This window comes from Mycetocola tolaasinivorans, from assembly GCF_003667565.1.
Lineage (GTDB): Bacteria > Actinomycetota > Actinomycetes > Actinomycetales > Microbacteriaceae > Mycetocola > Mycetocola tolaasinivorans.
On record NZ_RCUX01000016.1, the window covers coordinates 1 to 14399 of the forward strand.

At 67.9% G+C, this 14399-nt stretch carries 13 protein-coding genes; 4 read left to right on the forward strand and 9 right to left on the reverse strand.

Translation table 11 applies throughout. The features are described 5' to 3' along the window. The 4 genes from D9V32_RS14965 to D9V32_RS14975 all read right to left on the reverse strand — a co-directional run. A partial coding sequence (locus tag D9V32_RS14965) for a class I tRNA ligase family protein (protein ID WP_147440502.1) occupies window positions 1-754 on the reverse strand: 754 nt, incomplete at its 3' end. A gap of 196 nt (window positions 755-950) precedes the next feature. After that, the gene (locus D9V32_RS16300; RefSeq protein ID WP_183086346.1) at window positions 951-1106 is read right to left on the reverse strand and encodes a hypothetical protein; all 156 of its coding nucleotides are present in this window, start codon (window positions 1104-1106) and stop codon (window positions 951-953) included. A gap of 155 nt (window positions 1107-1261) precedes the next feature. Then, the gene (locus D9V32_RS14970; protein WP_183086347.1) at window positions 1262-1813 is read right to left on the reverse strand and encodes a TetR/AcrR family transcriptional regulator; all 552 of its coding nucleotides are present in this window, start codon (window positions 1811-1813) and stop codon (window positions 1262-1264) included. Then, window positions 1806-2603, reverse strand: coding sequence for an alpha/beta fold hydrolase (locus D9V32_RS14975; protein ID WP_121649725.1), 798 nt, complete (start codon window positions 2601-2603; stop codon window positions 1806-1808). The genes D9V32_RS14970 and D9V32_RS14975 overlap by 8 nt, the downstream gene beginning before the upstream one ends. Window positions 2604-2676: 73 nt before the next feature. On the opposite strand from D9V32_RS14975, the gene D9V32_RS14980 reads away from it, so the two are divergent. After that, the gene (locus D9V32_RS14980) at window positions 2677-3186 is read left to right on the forward strand and encodes a DinB family protein (protein ID WP_121649726.1); all 510 of its coding nucleotides are present in this window, start codon (window positions 2677-2679) and stop codon (window positions 3184-3186) included. A 6-nt stretch (window positions 3187-3192) separates the two neighbouring features. On the opposite strand, the gene D9V32_RS14985 is transcribed toward D9V32_RS14980, so the two are convergent. Genes D9V32_RS14985 through D9V32_RS15000 form a run of 4 tightly spaced genes read right to left on the reverse strand, consistent with a single transcriptional unit; the run spans window position 3193 to window position 8447 of the window. Next, window positions 3193-4878, reverse strand: a complete 1686-nt coding sequence (locus D9V32_RS14985) for an ATP-binding cassette domain-containing protein (RefSeq protein ID WP_121649727.1) — start codon at window positions 4876-4878, stop codon at window positions 3193-3195. Continuing rightward, the gene (locus D9V32_RS14990; protein ID WP_121649728.1) at window positions 4875-5696 is read right to left on the reverse strand and encodes an ABC transporter permease; all 822 of its coding nucleotides are present in this window, start codon (window positions 5694-5696) and stop codon (window positions 4875-4877) included. The genes D9V32_RS14985 and D9V32_RS14990 overlap by 4 nt, the downstream gene beginning before the upstream one ends. Further along, a complete protein-coding gene (locus D9V32_RS14995; protein ID WP_245982359.1) occupies window positions 5693-6832 on the reverse strand; it encodes an ABC transporter permease in 1140 nt (379 codons plus the stop codon). The genes D9V32_RS14990 and D9V32_RS14995 overlap by 4 nt, the downstream gene beginning before the upstream one ends. Beyond that, entirely contained in the window at window positions 6822-8447 is a 1626-nt protein-coding gene (locus D9V32_RS15000; RefSeq protein WP_245982360.1) for an ABC transporter substrate-binding protein, read from the reverse strand. The genes D9V32_RS14995 and D9V32_RS15000 overlap by 11 nt, the downstream gene beginning before the upstream one ends. A 144-nt stretch (window positions 8448-8591) precedes the next feature. Here D9V32_RS15000 and D9V32_RS15005 point away from each other — a divergent pair, with 144 nt between their 5' ends. Continuing rightward, a complete protein-coding gene (locus D9V32_RS15005) occupies window positions 8592-9221 on the forward strand; it encodes a TetR/AcrR family transcriptional regulator (protein WP_183086348.1) in 630 nt (209 codons plus the stop codon). After that, the gene (locus tag D9V32_RS15010) at window positions 9218-9856 is read left to right on the forward strand and encodes a hypothetical protein (RefSeq protein WP_121649731.1); all 639 of its coding nucleotides are present in this window, start codon (window positions 9218-9220) and stop codon (window positions 9854-9856) included. The genes D9V32_RS15005 and D9V32_RS15010 overlap by 4 nt, the downstream gene beginning before the upstream one ends. Here the strand turns inward: D9V32_RS15010 and D9V32_RS15015 are convergent. Further along, the gene (locus tag D9V32_RS15015; protein WP_245982361.1) at window positions 9853-10527 is read right to left on the reverse strand and encodes a M50 family metallopeptidase; all 675 of its coding nucleotides are present in this window, start codon (window positions 10525-10527) and stop codon (window positions 9853-9855) included. The two genes, D9V32_RS15010 and D9V32_RS15015, sit on opposite strands and share 4 nt — an antisense overlap. Window positions 10528-10937: 410 nt before the next feature. On the opposite strand from D9V32_RS15015, the gene ileS reads away from it, so the two are divergent. Beyond that, window positions 10938-14315, forward strand: a complete 3378-nt coding sequence (gene ileS, locus D9V32_RS15020; RefSeq protein WP_121649732.1) for an isoleucine--tRNA ligase — start codon at window positions 10938-10940, stop codon at window positions 14313-14315. The last annotated feature ends 84 nt before the right edge of the window (window positions 14316-14399 follow it).

A 14399-nucleotide genomic window follows, 5' to 3' on the forward strand; every position in this document is an offset into this window, starting at 1 on the left:
GCAGCTCGGGACGGGTGGTCTCGATCTCGATGGTGCCGCCATCGGCCTTGGCGAAGGACAGGCGGTGGTAGGCACCGGGCTGGTCCTTGTCCTCCAGCTCGGCCTGGGCCACGGCGGTGCGGAAGGTGACGTCCCACAGGGTGGGGGCGAGGGCCTGGTAGGCCTCGCCACGCTCGAGGTTGCGCAGGAACGCCAGCTGGCTGGTGCGGATCGCCTCGGGGGAGATGGTGCGGTAGCTCTGGTCCCAGTCGACCGAGAGGCCGAGGTCGCGCCACAGCGACTCGAATTGCTTCTCGTCCTCGACGGTCAGCTTCTCGCACAGCTCGATGAAGTTGCGGCGCGAGATGGGCAGCTGATCGGCGGCCTTGCTCGACTTGCCGTCGCCACCCTCGTGCGGCGGCACAAAGTCGGCCACGTAGGGCAGGGTCGGGTCGCAGCGCACGCCATAGTAGTTCTGTACGCGACGCTCGGTGGGCAGACCGTTGTCATCCCAACCCATCGGGTAGAAGACCTGCTTGCCGTTCATCCGCTGGAAGCGGGCGACCACGTCGGTGTGGGTGTAGCTGAAGACGTGACCGATGTGCAGCGAACCGGAGGCGGTGGGCGGCGGGGTGTCGATCGAGTACACGCAGTCGTGACCGGCCTCGAGGGCGGCGGCACGGTTGAAGCGGTAGGTGCCGGCGTTTTCCCAGACCGAGCCCCACTTGGCTTCGAGGCCTTCGAGGGCGGGCTTGTCGGGGACGGGGGTGCTCATCGCATGCTCCGGTTTCGTTATGGGCGGCACGGTGTGTACGTGCCTAATGGGTGACTAACGATCAGTTTAGCCGAGAGCAGGCATACGGTGCTGTCCACGCGGGCATGCGAGTGTCGTGCGGGGTGGTCCGGAACGAATGGGTGTCCGATCGGTGTCGGGATCCCCAACCAGACACCGACCGGACACGAGCCCGCGGTTACCAGAACCGCGGGATGATCGCGTCACACCCGGTACGCACGACGCCGTCACACTGGCGGGCGGGGGTGATCAGCGAGCCTGAGAAACCGGAGGGTGCCGTGGCACGCACCACGCGTCGCGTCGGCGGCGTGGGCAGCGAGTGCGAGCGTGACATGGTGACCTCAAACGGTTGAACGAGCGTGAATCTGGACGCCGCCTGAACGGGTCAGTAGAGCCATACAACCGTGTGGAAACGGTGCCGTCAATTCGCTGTGTCGCTAGATGATGTCGTGTGACCAAGTGTTGCGGTCGGGTCGGTGACGTCCCGATTTATGTGATCGGTTTTGCGCGTTCAAGTCCGAGTCGAAAGTTCTGTAGCATTCCGTCGAAGGAGGCCTCAACGGGTCGCTCCATCTCGAACGCCCCCGCGAGGGTGAGCTCAACGAAACCGTGCAGGAGGGCGCGTAGTCCGCGGATCGCGTCGATGCGGGCATCCACGCTCAGGGGAAACTCCGCCAGGGCCGACTCGATGCGCTCCAGCACGCGCAGCGCCGCGGCCTCGTGCGCGATGTTGTCGACGCTCGGAGCGCGCAGGGACGCGCGATACAGGCCCGGTTCGGCGCGGGCGAACGCGAGGTAGGCGTGCGCGATCTCCTCGAGGGTTTGTGCCGGAGCGAGCGCCTCATCCAGCGTATTGGTGGCCGAGGCGGAGACCGCGGCGCGCAGGGTGTCGAGGTTATCGACGTGGTTGTAGAGGCTCGGGACCCGCACGCCGAGCTCCCGGGCCAGGGTGCCGAGCGAGAGCTCCTCGAAGCCCACGCTCCGCACCAGTTCGATCGCGGCGTCGCGCACGCGGTCGGGGGTCAGGCCCGCCCTAGCCACGCTGCGCCCGCGCAAACTCGATGATCGCGGGGGCCACGATTTCGGGGCGCTGAGACTGCGGGTAGTGCCCGGCCTCGGGCACGATGAGGGCGCGGCCGCCGGTCTGCGCGGCGATCCACTCGGCTTCGGCGCGTGCGTTTTTGAAGTCAGGATCCTTTTCGCCCATGACCACCAGTGTAGGAGTAGCGGTGTTCAGCGCGGCTTCGGCGGGTGCGTGATCGGCGCGGGTGGTCATTCGGAACGCCCGGAATGCGTCGCTCGGGCGCAGTGCGGCACGCACGCTCGCGAGGTAGGCGGCCTGATCGGCCGGGGTGGTGCCGGCGTAGAGGTTCGGGAGGTAGCCCATCCAGACGGCCCGGCCCCAGAGTGGCTGCAGCAGGATGTTGAGAATCCAACCGAGGTTGCCCTTCGGATTGCGCACAAACGGCCCCACCAGCACGTTGCCGCGCACGTGAGTGGAGGCGCGGGCGGCCAAGACGGCGGCACCGGCGGCCATCGAGTTGCCCACCAGGATGGCATCCTCGTTCAGGTCGGAGAGCAGGGCGACGATGTCGGTGGACGTCGCGGCATCCCCGTACTCGCTGAAGGTTTTGTCGCTCTCTCCGTGGCCACGGAGGTCCATCGTGATGACCGAGAACCCGGCGGCGACCAGTGCGGGGGTCGTGTGGCGGTAGGACGTGCGGAGATCGCCCATTCCGGGAATGCAGACGATGAGGGGGCCCTCGCCGGTGCGCTCATAGGCGACGCGGCCCTCGGGGCGGGTGAGGTACGTGATGCTGTTGGTGGTCATCTCAAATCCTTTCGATGACTTAAAACTAATGCTATTAGTTTTTGGTGTCAAGCGGGATTGTTAGCATTGAAATATGCAGCGAGAAGACCCCCACCCGACCGGCGATGAGCGCGAGATTCTGGTGAGCCTGCTGGACTTTCACCGAGCCACCATTCTCGACAAGACCGCTGGGTTGAGCGCGGCCCAGCTGGGCACGGCCTCCACGGTGTCCACCCTCACACTCGGTGGGTTGCTGCGCCATCTCACCTTCGTGGAGGACATCTGGTTCATCCGGCGCTTTCGCGGGCTGAGGGTGCCCGAACCCTGGGCCAGCGCACCCTGGAGCGATGACCCCGACTGGGAACTCACCTCGGCGGCGGGCTTCACCGCGGAGCGCCTCCGCGGAGACTACCTCGCCGCGATCGAGCGCTCACGCGATTTGCTCTGCTCTGCGGATCTGAGCGCGCTCGCCGAGGTTCCGGATCAGCACGGCACGCACTGGAATCTGCGTGGCATCATCGCACACCTGATCGAGGAGACCGCACGGCACAACGGCCATGCGGACATCATTCGTGAGGCGCTGGACGGCGTGGTCGGGGAGTAGGGCGCGCTAGCCGCGCGCCGCGGTGTCCGCGAGCAGCGCTCGCGTGTACTCGTCCTCCGGGCTGTCGAACACCCGTTCGGTGGGACCGGCCTCGCGGATCACACCATCGCGCATCACCGCGACGGTGTCGGAGACGTGACGGATGACGTCGAGGTCGTGCGAGATGAAGAGGAGTGAGAGCCTGCGCTCACGCTGAAGGCCATCGAGCAAATCGAGGACGCGCGCCTGGACGGTGAGATCCAGCGCGGACACGGGCTCATCGCACACCAGGATATCCGGATTCTGCGCGAGCGCGCGGGCGATCGAGAGACGCTGACGCTGGCCGCCGGAGAGTTCTAGCGGACGGCGGGAACGCACGCTCTGCGGGAGACCCACGGCGTCGAGAGACGCCGAGATCTCGGACGCAAATGCCGCGGCGTGAATACTGCGCCCGCCCGAGTGGGCCTCGGCCAGAATCTGCGCGGCGCTGAGTCGTGGATCAAAGGTCGACAGCGGATCCTGGAAGATCGCGGCCAGCCGGTGGCGGTTCGGGCGACGCGTGGATTCGGGCGCCGGAACCCAGCGCGAGCCCTGCAGATCCACCGTGCCGGAGTCGGGCGATTCCAGCCCCAGGATCAGCCGTGCGAGCGTGCTCTTGCCCGAGCCGGACTCGCCGATCAGGCCGAGCGTTTGCCCGGGGAAGAGGGCGAGCGAGGCCTGCCGTACCGCGGGGACGCTGAACCCGCGCGACGAGAAGGTTTTGGTGAGGTCGCGGGCCACCAGAATGGGCGCGGGAGACTCCTCGGTACCTGCGGTGCCAGTGAGCGCCGAAGTGTGTCGCTCGGTCGTGAGCGGGGTCGTTCTCGCCGAGGCGCTCAACAGCGGAGTGTGTCGTGGAACCCCCACCGGAGAGGCGCTCAGCAGCGGAGTGTGTCGGGGAACCCCCACCGGCGAGGCCGCGAGCAGGGTACGAGTGTACTCCTCGGCGGGATTGCCGAGCACATCGGCGGCCGGGCCGCTCTCGACGATGCGCCCGCCGGACATCACCGCCACGGTATCGGCGATTCCGCGGACGGCGTCGAGATCGTGACTGACGAGGAGGAGCCCGGTGCCGCGATCACGGAGCTCCGCGAGCAGGGTGAGGATGCCGCGGCGCACGCGGGCATCGAGCGCGGTGGTTGGCTCATCGGCGATGAGGAGCGCGGGGTTTCCGGCGAGCACGCTCGCGATCAGCGCGCGCTGCCGCAGCCCGCCGGATAGCTGGCCGGGACGCTGCCGGATGCGCTCCTCCGGATTCGGAATGCCCACCTCCCGCAGCAGCTCTAGCGCGCGTTCGTGCCGAGCGATGGCCCCGAGTTTTGTGTGCAGCTGGAGCGTGCGGTCGATCTCCCGCCCGATCGTGTGCAGGGGATCCAGAGCTGCCAGGGCGTCCTGGGGAATGAGGCCCACGCGTCCGCCGCGCAGCGCACGCAGTCCGCGCTCGCCGAGGCGCAGCACGTCGGTATCGACCACGCGCAGCGCGTCGGCGCTCACGCGAGCACCCGGGCCGGCGAGCCCGAGCACGGCCCGCGCGCTCACGCTCTTACCCGAACCGGATTCGCCCACGAGGGCCACGCACTCGCCGGGCGCGATCCGCAGATCGATGCCGTCCACCGCGACCGCGTCGCCGAAGCGCACGCGCAGGCCGCGGATGTCGAGGAGGGGCCGAGTCATGAAACGCTCCGAGTGGTTTTTGCGAGGCCGCGGCCAAGCACCGTGGCGGATACGGCGGTCAGCACGATGAACAGGCCGGGGAAGAAGGTAAGCCACCAGAAGGTCGCGATGAACTGGCGGCCGTCATTGAGCAGCGCGCCCCATTCCGCTGCGGGCGGCGCGACGCCGAGCCCGAGGAAGCTCAGCGCACACACCCAGACGATCGCCTGTCCCAGCCCCAGGGTGGCCAGCGAGGCGAGCGAACGGGCGGTGCCGGGCAGGATGTGCCGCGTCAGGATGCGCATACGCCCGCGCCCCTGCACGCGCGCCGCCTCCACGAATCCGGATCCGGCGATCTCCCGCACCCGCCCGCGGATAATCCGGGCATAGCCGGGGGCAGTCGCGAGGCCCACGGCAACCGTTGCGCCAAACGCTCCGGGCCCCGAAATGACCATGACCAGCAGCGCGAGCACGAGGCCCGGGAATGCGAGCATTACCTCGATCACTCGCGAGGTGCCGAAATCGAGCCAGCGTGGGCCGAGACCGGCCACGAAGCCGAGGACGGTGGCGAGCCCGATGCCCAGCGCGGTGGCGCCGAGACCGATCAGCAGCGACGGGCCGGTGCCGTGAATTACGCGGGTATAGAGGTCGCGGCCCGAGCCATCGGTGCCAAAGGGATGCGTGGTGTTCGGCGGCTGGAAGCCATCGGCCGGGTTGATCGCCAGCGGGTCGCCGGGCGCAAACAGCCCGGGGAAAACGGCCGCGATGACGAGCAGCAGGAGAACGAGGGCGGCGAGAGCCTGGGGGATATGGCGTGCGCTGCGGCGGAGGGAACTCATGCGCGGGGCTCCGTTCCGGAGGTCTCGGGCTGCTCGAATATTCCAGACGGCTCGGATGTTCCGGACGTCCCGAACGCTCCGGGCGTCGAGAACGTGCCGGGAGCCGCGGGTGTCTCAGCCTCCAGGGCGCGCTCGACGAGGGCGTCCCGCGAAACCCGCAGCGCGGGATTCAGCGCGCGCTCGGCGAGGTCAGACAGCACGCTCACCACGAGATAGGCGGCCGCCGCGACGAGGGTGAGCCCGATCACGAGCGGCACATCGCGCACCTGCACGGCCGACACCAGGGTGCGGCCCAGTCCCGGTCGGGCAAAGATCGTCTCGACCACCACGGCACCGCTCATCAGGGAGCCGAACGCCCAGCCGGTGAGCCCGATTGCCGGGCCCGCGGCATGCCGCAACGTGTGCCGCGCAAAGACCCCGACTCGAGACTCCCCACGTGCGCGGGCGGTGAGCACGAACGGCTGCGCGGCGGCCTCCTGCAGTGCCTCGCGCAGCAGCTGTGCGAGGAACCCGGCCAGCGGGATTGCCAGGGTCAGCGCGGGCAGGATGATGCCGCGGGCATCCGGGGTCGCGATGGCCGGGAACCAGCCCAGACCGGTGGCAAACAGCAGAATGAGCACGCTGCCCAGCCAGAAGTGGGGGAGCACCGCGGCGGTCATTTCGATTCCCGCGGCGACGTGGGCGGCGACCCGGCCCCCGGCCACCGACCACAGGGCGAGACCGAGGGCGATAATCCAGGCGATCACGAGCGACCACAGGGCGAGCTCGAGCGTGCCCAGGAGCTGTTCGCCCACGACGTCGGCCACCGGAGCGTGCAGCGAGTAGGAGGTGCCGAGATCTCCGCGCAGCAGCCGACCGAGGTAGCCCAGGTACTGCTGCCAGAGCGGCAGATCGAAGCCGTTCTCGGCGCGCACCCGGGCGAGCGCCTCGGCCGACGCCTGCGATCCGGGCCCGCCCAGAAAGGCCTGCGCGGGGTCACCGGGAATCAGCCGCACGGCGAAAAACGTGACCGTGGCTGCGGCCCAGAGCACGAGGATCGCACCGCCGATACGGAGGGCGACACGACGAGCGCCCGCCCACACCAGGGCGGTGCGGGCGGGCGATTCGGCGCGTGGCCGGGTGGAGCTATCCGGCAAACGAAACCCCGCGCAGCAGCGGGTTGCCGACCGAGTTGACCTCGCCGACACCCTTCAGCTTGCCCGAGTACAGGAAGTGGTTCTGCTGGTCGTACAGCGGCAGGATGTAGTAGCCCTCGAGAATGGTTTTCTGCGCCTGCTCGTAGAGGCTCGCGCGCTCGGTCTGGTCGCCGGTCTCGGCGGCACGGGTCAGGAGGTCATCGAGCGCGGGCAGGTTGACCTGCGCGTGGTTGGCGAAGTAGCCACTCGGCGCGGGGGTGATGCCGGCGGAGTGGTAGAGAATGCGCAGCACATCCGGCCCGACCTTGGTGTAGGGAGCGCTCACCAGGTCGTACTCGTTCTTGCCGAGGGCCTCGTACCAGGAGGAGAGGTCAAGCGGCGTGATGGTGATCGCGATGCCCAGCCCCTTCGCCTGCTGCTGGATCTGCTCAAACAGCGACTGCTCGGCCGGGATCGACTGGTTTGTGCTCACCGGGAAGGCGAGGGTCAGCTTCTGGCCGTCTTTTTCGCGGATGCCGTCGGTGCCGGGAACCCAGCCCGCGTCATCGAGCAGCTTTTTGGCGGCCGCCACATCGGTGTCAAACAGCTTCGGCTCGGAGTAGCCGAGCTTTTCGACGCTCGACAGCGGCGAGTAGGAGCGCGTCGCGGTGCCAAAGAATAGGGTCTTGATGCCGGCGTTGACATCGACGCCGCGCACGAGTGCCTCGCGCACGCGCTCATCGGCGAGCGGGCCGCGGGAGGAGTTGAACTCGATGCGGTTGACCGAGCCGGGGCGCGGGGCGTCGAGGTGCTTGATGTCGTCCGAGGCGGCGCTCGAGGCGATGGTGTCCGGCTGGGCGTTGTCGATGATTTGGACGTCGCCCGAGCGGAGGGCGGCGATGCGGGTAGCGGAGTCGGGGATGAAGCGCCAGCTGATCTTTGCCAGCGCCGCCTCACCGTTGCCGGTGGTGTAGTGCGGGTTGCGGCTCAGCTGCACGCTGTCCTGCCGCTTCCAGGAGTCGACCACAAACGCGCCGGTGCCGATGGGGGCCTGGCAGTTTTCGTCCTGGCTGCGGGCGAGCCCGGCGGGGGATTCGATCGCGAGCCACGGCTGGCTGAGCGATTCCAGCAGCGCGCTGTCCGGCTGGCTGAGGTTCAGGGTGACCGTGTTGGTGTCGGTCGCGGTGGCTTTTTCCACTTTGGCGAGGGCCAGGTATCCGGTGGAGGACTTGGTTTCGGGGTCCTTCACGTGTTCGATGTTGCGCACCACGGCGGCCGCGTCGAGCGGGGTGCCGTCGCTGAACTTGACGTTGTCGGCAACCGTGAAGGTCCAGGTGAGGCCATCCGGCGAGGTGGTCCAGGCCTTCGCGAGCCAGGGCTTGATGTCGCCGTTCTTGTCCTGGCTGACGAGCTGCTCGAGGAACTGGCTGGCGAGGAGCGACTGCGGGTAATTTCCGCCCACGTGCGGGTCGAGGCAGGTGGGTTCAGCATCGCCGCTCGCATATACAAGGGTGTCGTTGGTGGGGGCCGTGGAGGTGCCCGGGGTGGTGGCCGCGCAGGCGCTGAGGGCGAGCGCGGAGCCCAGGAGCAGTGCCGCGGGCACGGCGATTCGGGGGAAACGACGGTGGGTGTTCACGAAGACCTTCCTAGCCGGCTCAAGGTTTTTGGACCGGGTGCAAGAACCCAGCCTAGCCCGACACGCGCGCGATTCCAAACGTGTGTCGACGGGTGTCGACGTGGCCCCGGATATGCTGGGGGCATTCCGATTGAGAGGACCCCGGTGACCGAAGCCTCGCCCGCCGCCCGCGTGGGCCGTCCACGCCGTTCTTCCCGGCAAATGCTGGAGGATGCGGCGGCAGAGCTGTTCCTCGAGCAGGGCTATCCCGCCACCTCAATCGAGCAGATCACCCAGCGTGCGGGTGTGAGCCGCAACACCTTCTTTAACTACTTTGGCGCGAAGGCCGACCTCCTCTGGATCGATCTGGATCACTCGATTGCCGCGCTCGTTGGTGCCCTCGCTACCTCTGGCGAGGCCTCCGTGGGCACCCCGTCGGGAACCGCGCTGGAACGCCTCCGTGCGCTCATTCTCGCGGTGGCCGCCGAGCATCCGGCATCCCGCGTTCCGTGGGCCTTCAGCCAGGCCGAGCTGATGGGCACCCGTGCCGATCTCGAGGCCTCCGCCCCCGCCCGGCTCCTGGCGCTGTCCGAGGCGATCGCGAGCTTTGTGCGTGCGGAGTTTTCGGAGTTCATCGCCCGCACGATCGGTTCCGTCGCCGTGGGTGCCATCGCCGCCGGCGTCGCCGCCTGGATCACCGCGGGCGTACGCCGGGACCCCCTGCAGGCCTACGTCGCCGCCGCCCTGGCCCCCGCTCTTGCCGGTTTTACCGACACCCCCGGAGACCCCTCATGACCGAGCCCTGGCCCGCACCCGTTTTTGAACCCATCGAGCCGCCCCGGCGGCGTAAGCGTGGGCTGATCGTCACGCTCGGTATTCTGTTCGCGCTCATTCTGGTGGCCGGCGGCACACTGTTTGCCCTGAGTCAGGGCATCGGTAGTACCGCCACGCTGCGCGTAACCACCCTCAATAACGCCCACGTCGACGAGACGTTTGTGCTGGGCTCCTGCCAGGTGCCCGCCGGCGGCACCGAGTGCATGGCAACCAACCGTCTCGCGTGCACCGACAGTGGCGAAACCGGTGGGCAGAAGTGCCTCGAAATCGAGGTTCCGGAGGAGAAGCGTCTGCGCGTGGAGACCGCCCTCGGTCAGGATGCGGCCTGGGTGCGTGACCAGCTCGGCTGGAAGGAAGACACCTTCGCGGGCGGCGACACCGATCAGGGCAGCTGCACCATCCCCGGCGAGCCGGGTCAGATCTTCCGGTCGTATCCCTTCGGATCCGAAGCCGAGTACACGATCACCCGCATCAACGTGTTTGGCCTCACCGAGACCAGCGCTGCCCTCCACGGATTCCGCATGGTGGGTCATGCCTGCGGCGACCCCGAGGATCCGGATCACGACCACGACGAGGACGGCGACGAGGGTCACTAGCCCGCCGAAACCGCCCCCATCAGTGCTAGGGTGCTCGCCCACACGCACGCGGCGATCGCTGCGGTGAAGCCGAGCAGCCAGACCGGCGACGGAATGTGGGTCTGCCGCGCGAGGATGTAGGCGTCCGAGGACGCAAGGTTGCGGTGCTTTCGGCCGTGGGCGGCAAAGACGTTGCCGAGGCCGCGGATCGAACCGACGAGCAGCGCGAGGCCCACGGTGATGAGCGCGTAGGTTTGCAGCACGGCGTCGGCGTAGAGCCACAGCGCGGCGCTTCCCGCGACGGAGGCCAGCGCGATGAGGATCGCGCCCCATCCGCGCAGGAAGATCAGCGACAGGATCACGAGTACCGCGCCACCGACCAGGGCCGCCCGGGTGTACCCGGCCGTCGTGGAGAGGATCAGCGCGGCACCAACGATCGCCGGGGCCGGATAGCCGAAAAACCCGGAGACCACCGCGCTGAACGCGCCGCCCGAACTGAGCGTTGATCCGCCGTGGTTTGCGCCCACCCGGATCGCACGCACGCGGCGGCCGAGCACGCCCGCGGAAAACGCGTGCCCGAGCTCGTGCACGAGCGTGGTGAACATCCCGAACCACCGCCAGGTGATCCGCGGCACGCTGAGCACGACGGCCGCCGCGATGATGGCCAGCAGGATCCAGGGTTCAAGCAACACCGGGGCCCCGCGGCCCAGCAGCCGATCGATGTTATCGGCGAGCGGAATCGAGGCGAAAACGGGGGAGTGAGCGAAAATGCGCGGACCCTTCCTGCGGGGGAGACAACGGGGCGGTGAACGGTGGTTGTCGACTATTCTCCCGGGCTTCACCGTGCGTTCGCCGAACGCGCCCCGCGCGGCTCGCCCCGCCCCGCAAATGCGGGTACACTTTTGCGTACCAGCTTTGATCCGGCCATCACCGGGGAGCTTTCGGAAGAGCGCGGCCCCGGCCGCGGGTAGAACCGAACGGGTCCGGCCCGTCACAGCCCAACGAAGCGATCCGCCCCCTGCCCGGGGATCAGCGGATAAGCGAGGTGGTACCGCGGCTCACGTCGTCCTCGCAGGAGAACATCTCACTGCCAGGAGACCACATGTCATATCCGAAGACCCCGGAACCTCAGCCCGGCGCCGCTTTTGGCGTCCAGGCCTCGCCCCGCTTCCCCGAGATCGAGGAGCAGATCCTCGAGTTTTGGCGCACCGACGGCACGTTCCAGGCCTCGATTGACAACCGCGAGGGTGCCCCCGAGTGGACCTTCTACGACGGCCCGCCCTTCGCCAATGGTCTCCCGCACTACGGTCACCTCCTGACCGGCTACGCCAAGGACCTCTTCCCGCGCTTCCAGACCATGCGCGGCAAGCAGGTGCACCGCCGCTTCGGTTGGGACACCCACGGTCTGCCGGCCGAGCTTGAGGCCGAGCGTGAGCTGGGCATCACCGATAAGAGCCAGATCGAGGAGATGGGTCTCGCCGCGTTCAACAACGCCGCGCGTGAGGGCGTCCTGAAGTACACCCGCGAGTGGGAGCGCTACGTTACCCGTCAGGCCCGCTGGGTGGACTTCGAAAACGACTACAAGACCCTCGACATCACGTTCATGGAGAGCGTGATCTGGGCCTTCAAGCAGCTGCACACCAAGGGCCTCGCCTATGAGGGCTACCGCGTGCTGCCCTACTGCTGGCGCGACCAGACCCCGCTGTCCAACCACGAGCTGCGCATGGATGACGACGTCTACAAGGACCGTCAGGACCAGACCGTCACCGTGACCTTCCCCTTCGCCGGGGACCGCGCCGCAGAGCTCGACCTCGTGGGCGTCAAGGCCCTCGCCTGGACGACCACCCCCTGGACCCTCCCCACCAACGTGGCCCTCGTGGTGGGCCCGGCCATCTCCTACGCCGTTCTGCCCGCCGGTGAGGCCGGCGCGCACGACGGTGGCGACGCCGGCTCGCAGTACCTCCTGGCCGCCGACCTCGTGGGCAGCTACGCGAAGGACCTCGGCTACGCCGACGCCGCCGAGGCCACCGCCGCGATCACCCGCACCATCCCCGGTGCCGAGCTCGTGGGCGTGCGCTACACCCCGGTGTTTGGCTACTACCAGAACGTCGAAGACCTCGACATGTCGAACGCGTGGCAGATCCTCGCCGACGACTACGTGAGCACCACCGATGGAACCGGAATCGTGCACCAGGCCCCCGCCTACGGTGAGGACGACCAGCGCATCTGCCAGGCCGCGGGCATCCCCGTTGTGCTCTCGGTGGATGAGGGCGGACGCTTCCTCCCCGAGGTCACCGACGTCGCCGGTGAGCTGTGGTTCGAGGCCAACAAGCCCCTCACCGCCCTGCTCAAGGAAAAGGGTCGTCTGCTGCGTCAGGCGAGCTACGTGCACTCCTACCCGCACTGCTGGCGCTGCCGCAACCCGCTGATCTACAAGGCCGTTTCGAGCTGGTTCATCAAGGTTCCCGAGTTCAAGGGCCGCATGGGCGACCTGAACCAGGACATCAACTGGGTGCCGGAGAACGTCAAGGACGGTCAGTTCGGTAAGTGGGTGGCCGGTGCCCGCGACTGGTCGATCAGCCGCAACCGCTACTGGGGTTCGCCCATCCCGGTGTGGAAGAGCGACAACCCCGAGTACCCGCGCATCGACGTCTACGGTTCGCTGGATGAGCTCGAGGCCGACTTCGGCGTGCGCCCGACCGACCTCCACCGCCCCTTCATCGATGAGCTGACCCGCCCCAACCCAGACGACCCCACCGGTCAGTCCACCATGCGCCGCATCACCGACGTGCTGGATGTCTGGTTCGACTCCGGTTCGATGCCCTTCGCCCAGGTGCACTACCCATTTGAGAACCAGGAGTGGTTCGACAGCCACAACCCCGCGGACTTCATCGTGGAGTACATCGGTCAGACCCGCGGCTGGTTCTACGTGCTGCACGTGCTCTCGACCGCACTGTTCGATCGTCCGGCGTATAAGAACGTCATCAGCCACGGCATCGTGCTGGGCAACGACGGCCAGAAGATGAGCAAGTCGCTGCGCAACTACCCGGATGTCAGCGAGGTCTTTGACCGCGATGGCTCCGACGCGATGCGCTGGTTCCTGCTCTCCAGCTCGGTGATCCGCGGCGGAAACCTCGTGGTGACCGAGGAGGGTATCCGCGAGGGCGTGCGCGCCGTGCTGCTGCCGCTGTGGAACTCCTGGTACTTCTTCTCGATGTACGCAAACCTCGCGACCGAGGGTGGCTACGACGCGAAGCGCCGCACCGACTCCACCGACGTGCTCGACCGCTACATCCTCGCGAAGACCCGTCAGCTGGTCGAGGAGATCACCGATCACCTGGAGAAGTTTGACACCCCGCTGGCCGCCGCCGCGCTGCGCGACTTCGCCGACGTGCTCACCAACTGGTACGTGCGTCGTTCGCGCGACCGCTTCTGGGCGGGCGTGGACGCCGAGGGCAACGGCAGCGAGGCGTTTGACACCCTCTACACCGTGCTCGAAACCCTCACCCGGGTGGCCGCACCGTTCCTGCCGCTCGTGACCGAGCAGATCTGGAAGGGTCTGACCGGTGGCCGTTCGGTGCACCTGACCGACTACCCGAGCGCCGATGAGCTGCCCGCCGATGACGCCCTGGTGGCCTCGATGGACCAGATCCGTCAGATCGCCTCGACCAGCCTCGCGCTGCGTAAGAAGGCCGGTCTGCGCGTGCGTCTGCCGCTCGCAACCCTCACCGTTGTGGCCGCCGACACCGCGGGTCTCGCCGCCTTTGAGTCGACCCTGCGCGATGAGCTCAACGTGAAGTCGGTCGAGTTCGTGGAGCTCGCCGAGGACAGCGCCGCGAGCTACGGCATCACCTCGAAGCTCGCGGTCAACGCCCGCGCGGCCGGTCCGCGCCTGGGCAAGGAGGTGCAGACCGTGATCAAGGCGGCCCGCGCCGGTGACTGGAGCCAGGACGGTGACGTGGTCACCGCCGGTGGCATCGCCCTCGAGCCGCACGAGTATGAGCTGACCCTCGAGGTGGGCGATGGCGGTTCGGCCGACAACGCCCTGGCACTGCTTTCCGGCGGCGGTTTTGTGCTGCTGAACACCGTGACCACCCCGGAGCTTGAGGCCGAGGGTCTGGCACGCGACGTGATCCGCGCCGTGCAGGACACCCGGAAGGCCGCCGGGTTCGAGGTGTCCGACCGGATCCGTCTCGACCTCGTGTTCGCGGATGCCGCGGATGCCGAGGCCGTGACCGACGCCACCGAGCTCGTGGACATCGCGGGGGAGACCCTCGCGACCGAGTTCGGTCTGGTGGCACTGCCCGAGGGTTCCGCCCACGCGGCGGCCGAGGGCACCGACTGGGTGGGTTCCGTCCTCGACGAGAGCCCCGAGTTTGCCCAGTCGATCGCCGCCGCCAAGTTCGCCAACGCTGGACGCTTCATCGTGGCGGTTTCCCGCCTCACCGAGGCCGACGCGGACGCGTCCGAAGATAACTAATCCCCACCCTAATTTCTCACTCAGCAGTGCGATCCGGGCCCACCCCACGGCCCGGATCGCACATCGAAGGGATCGGCAGCAATG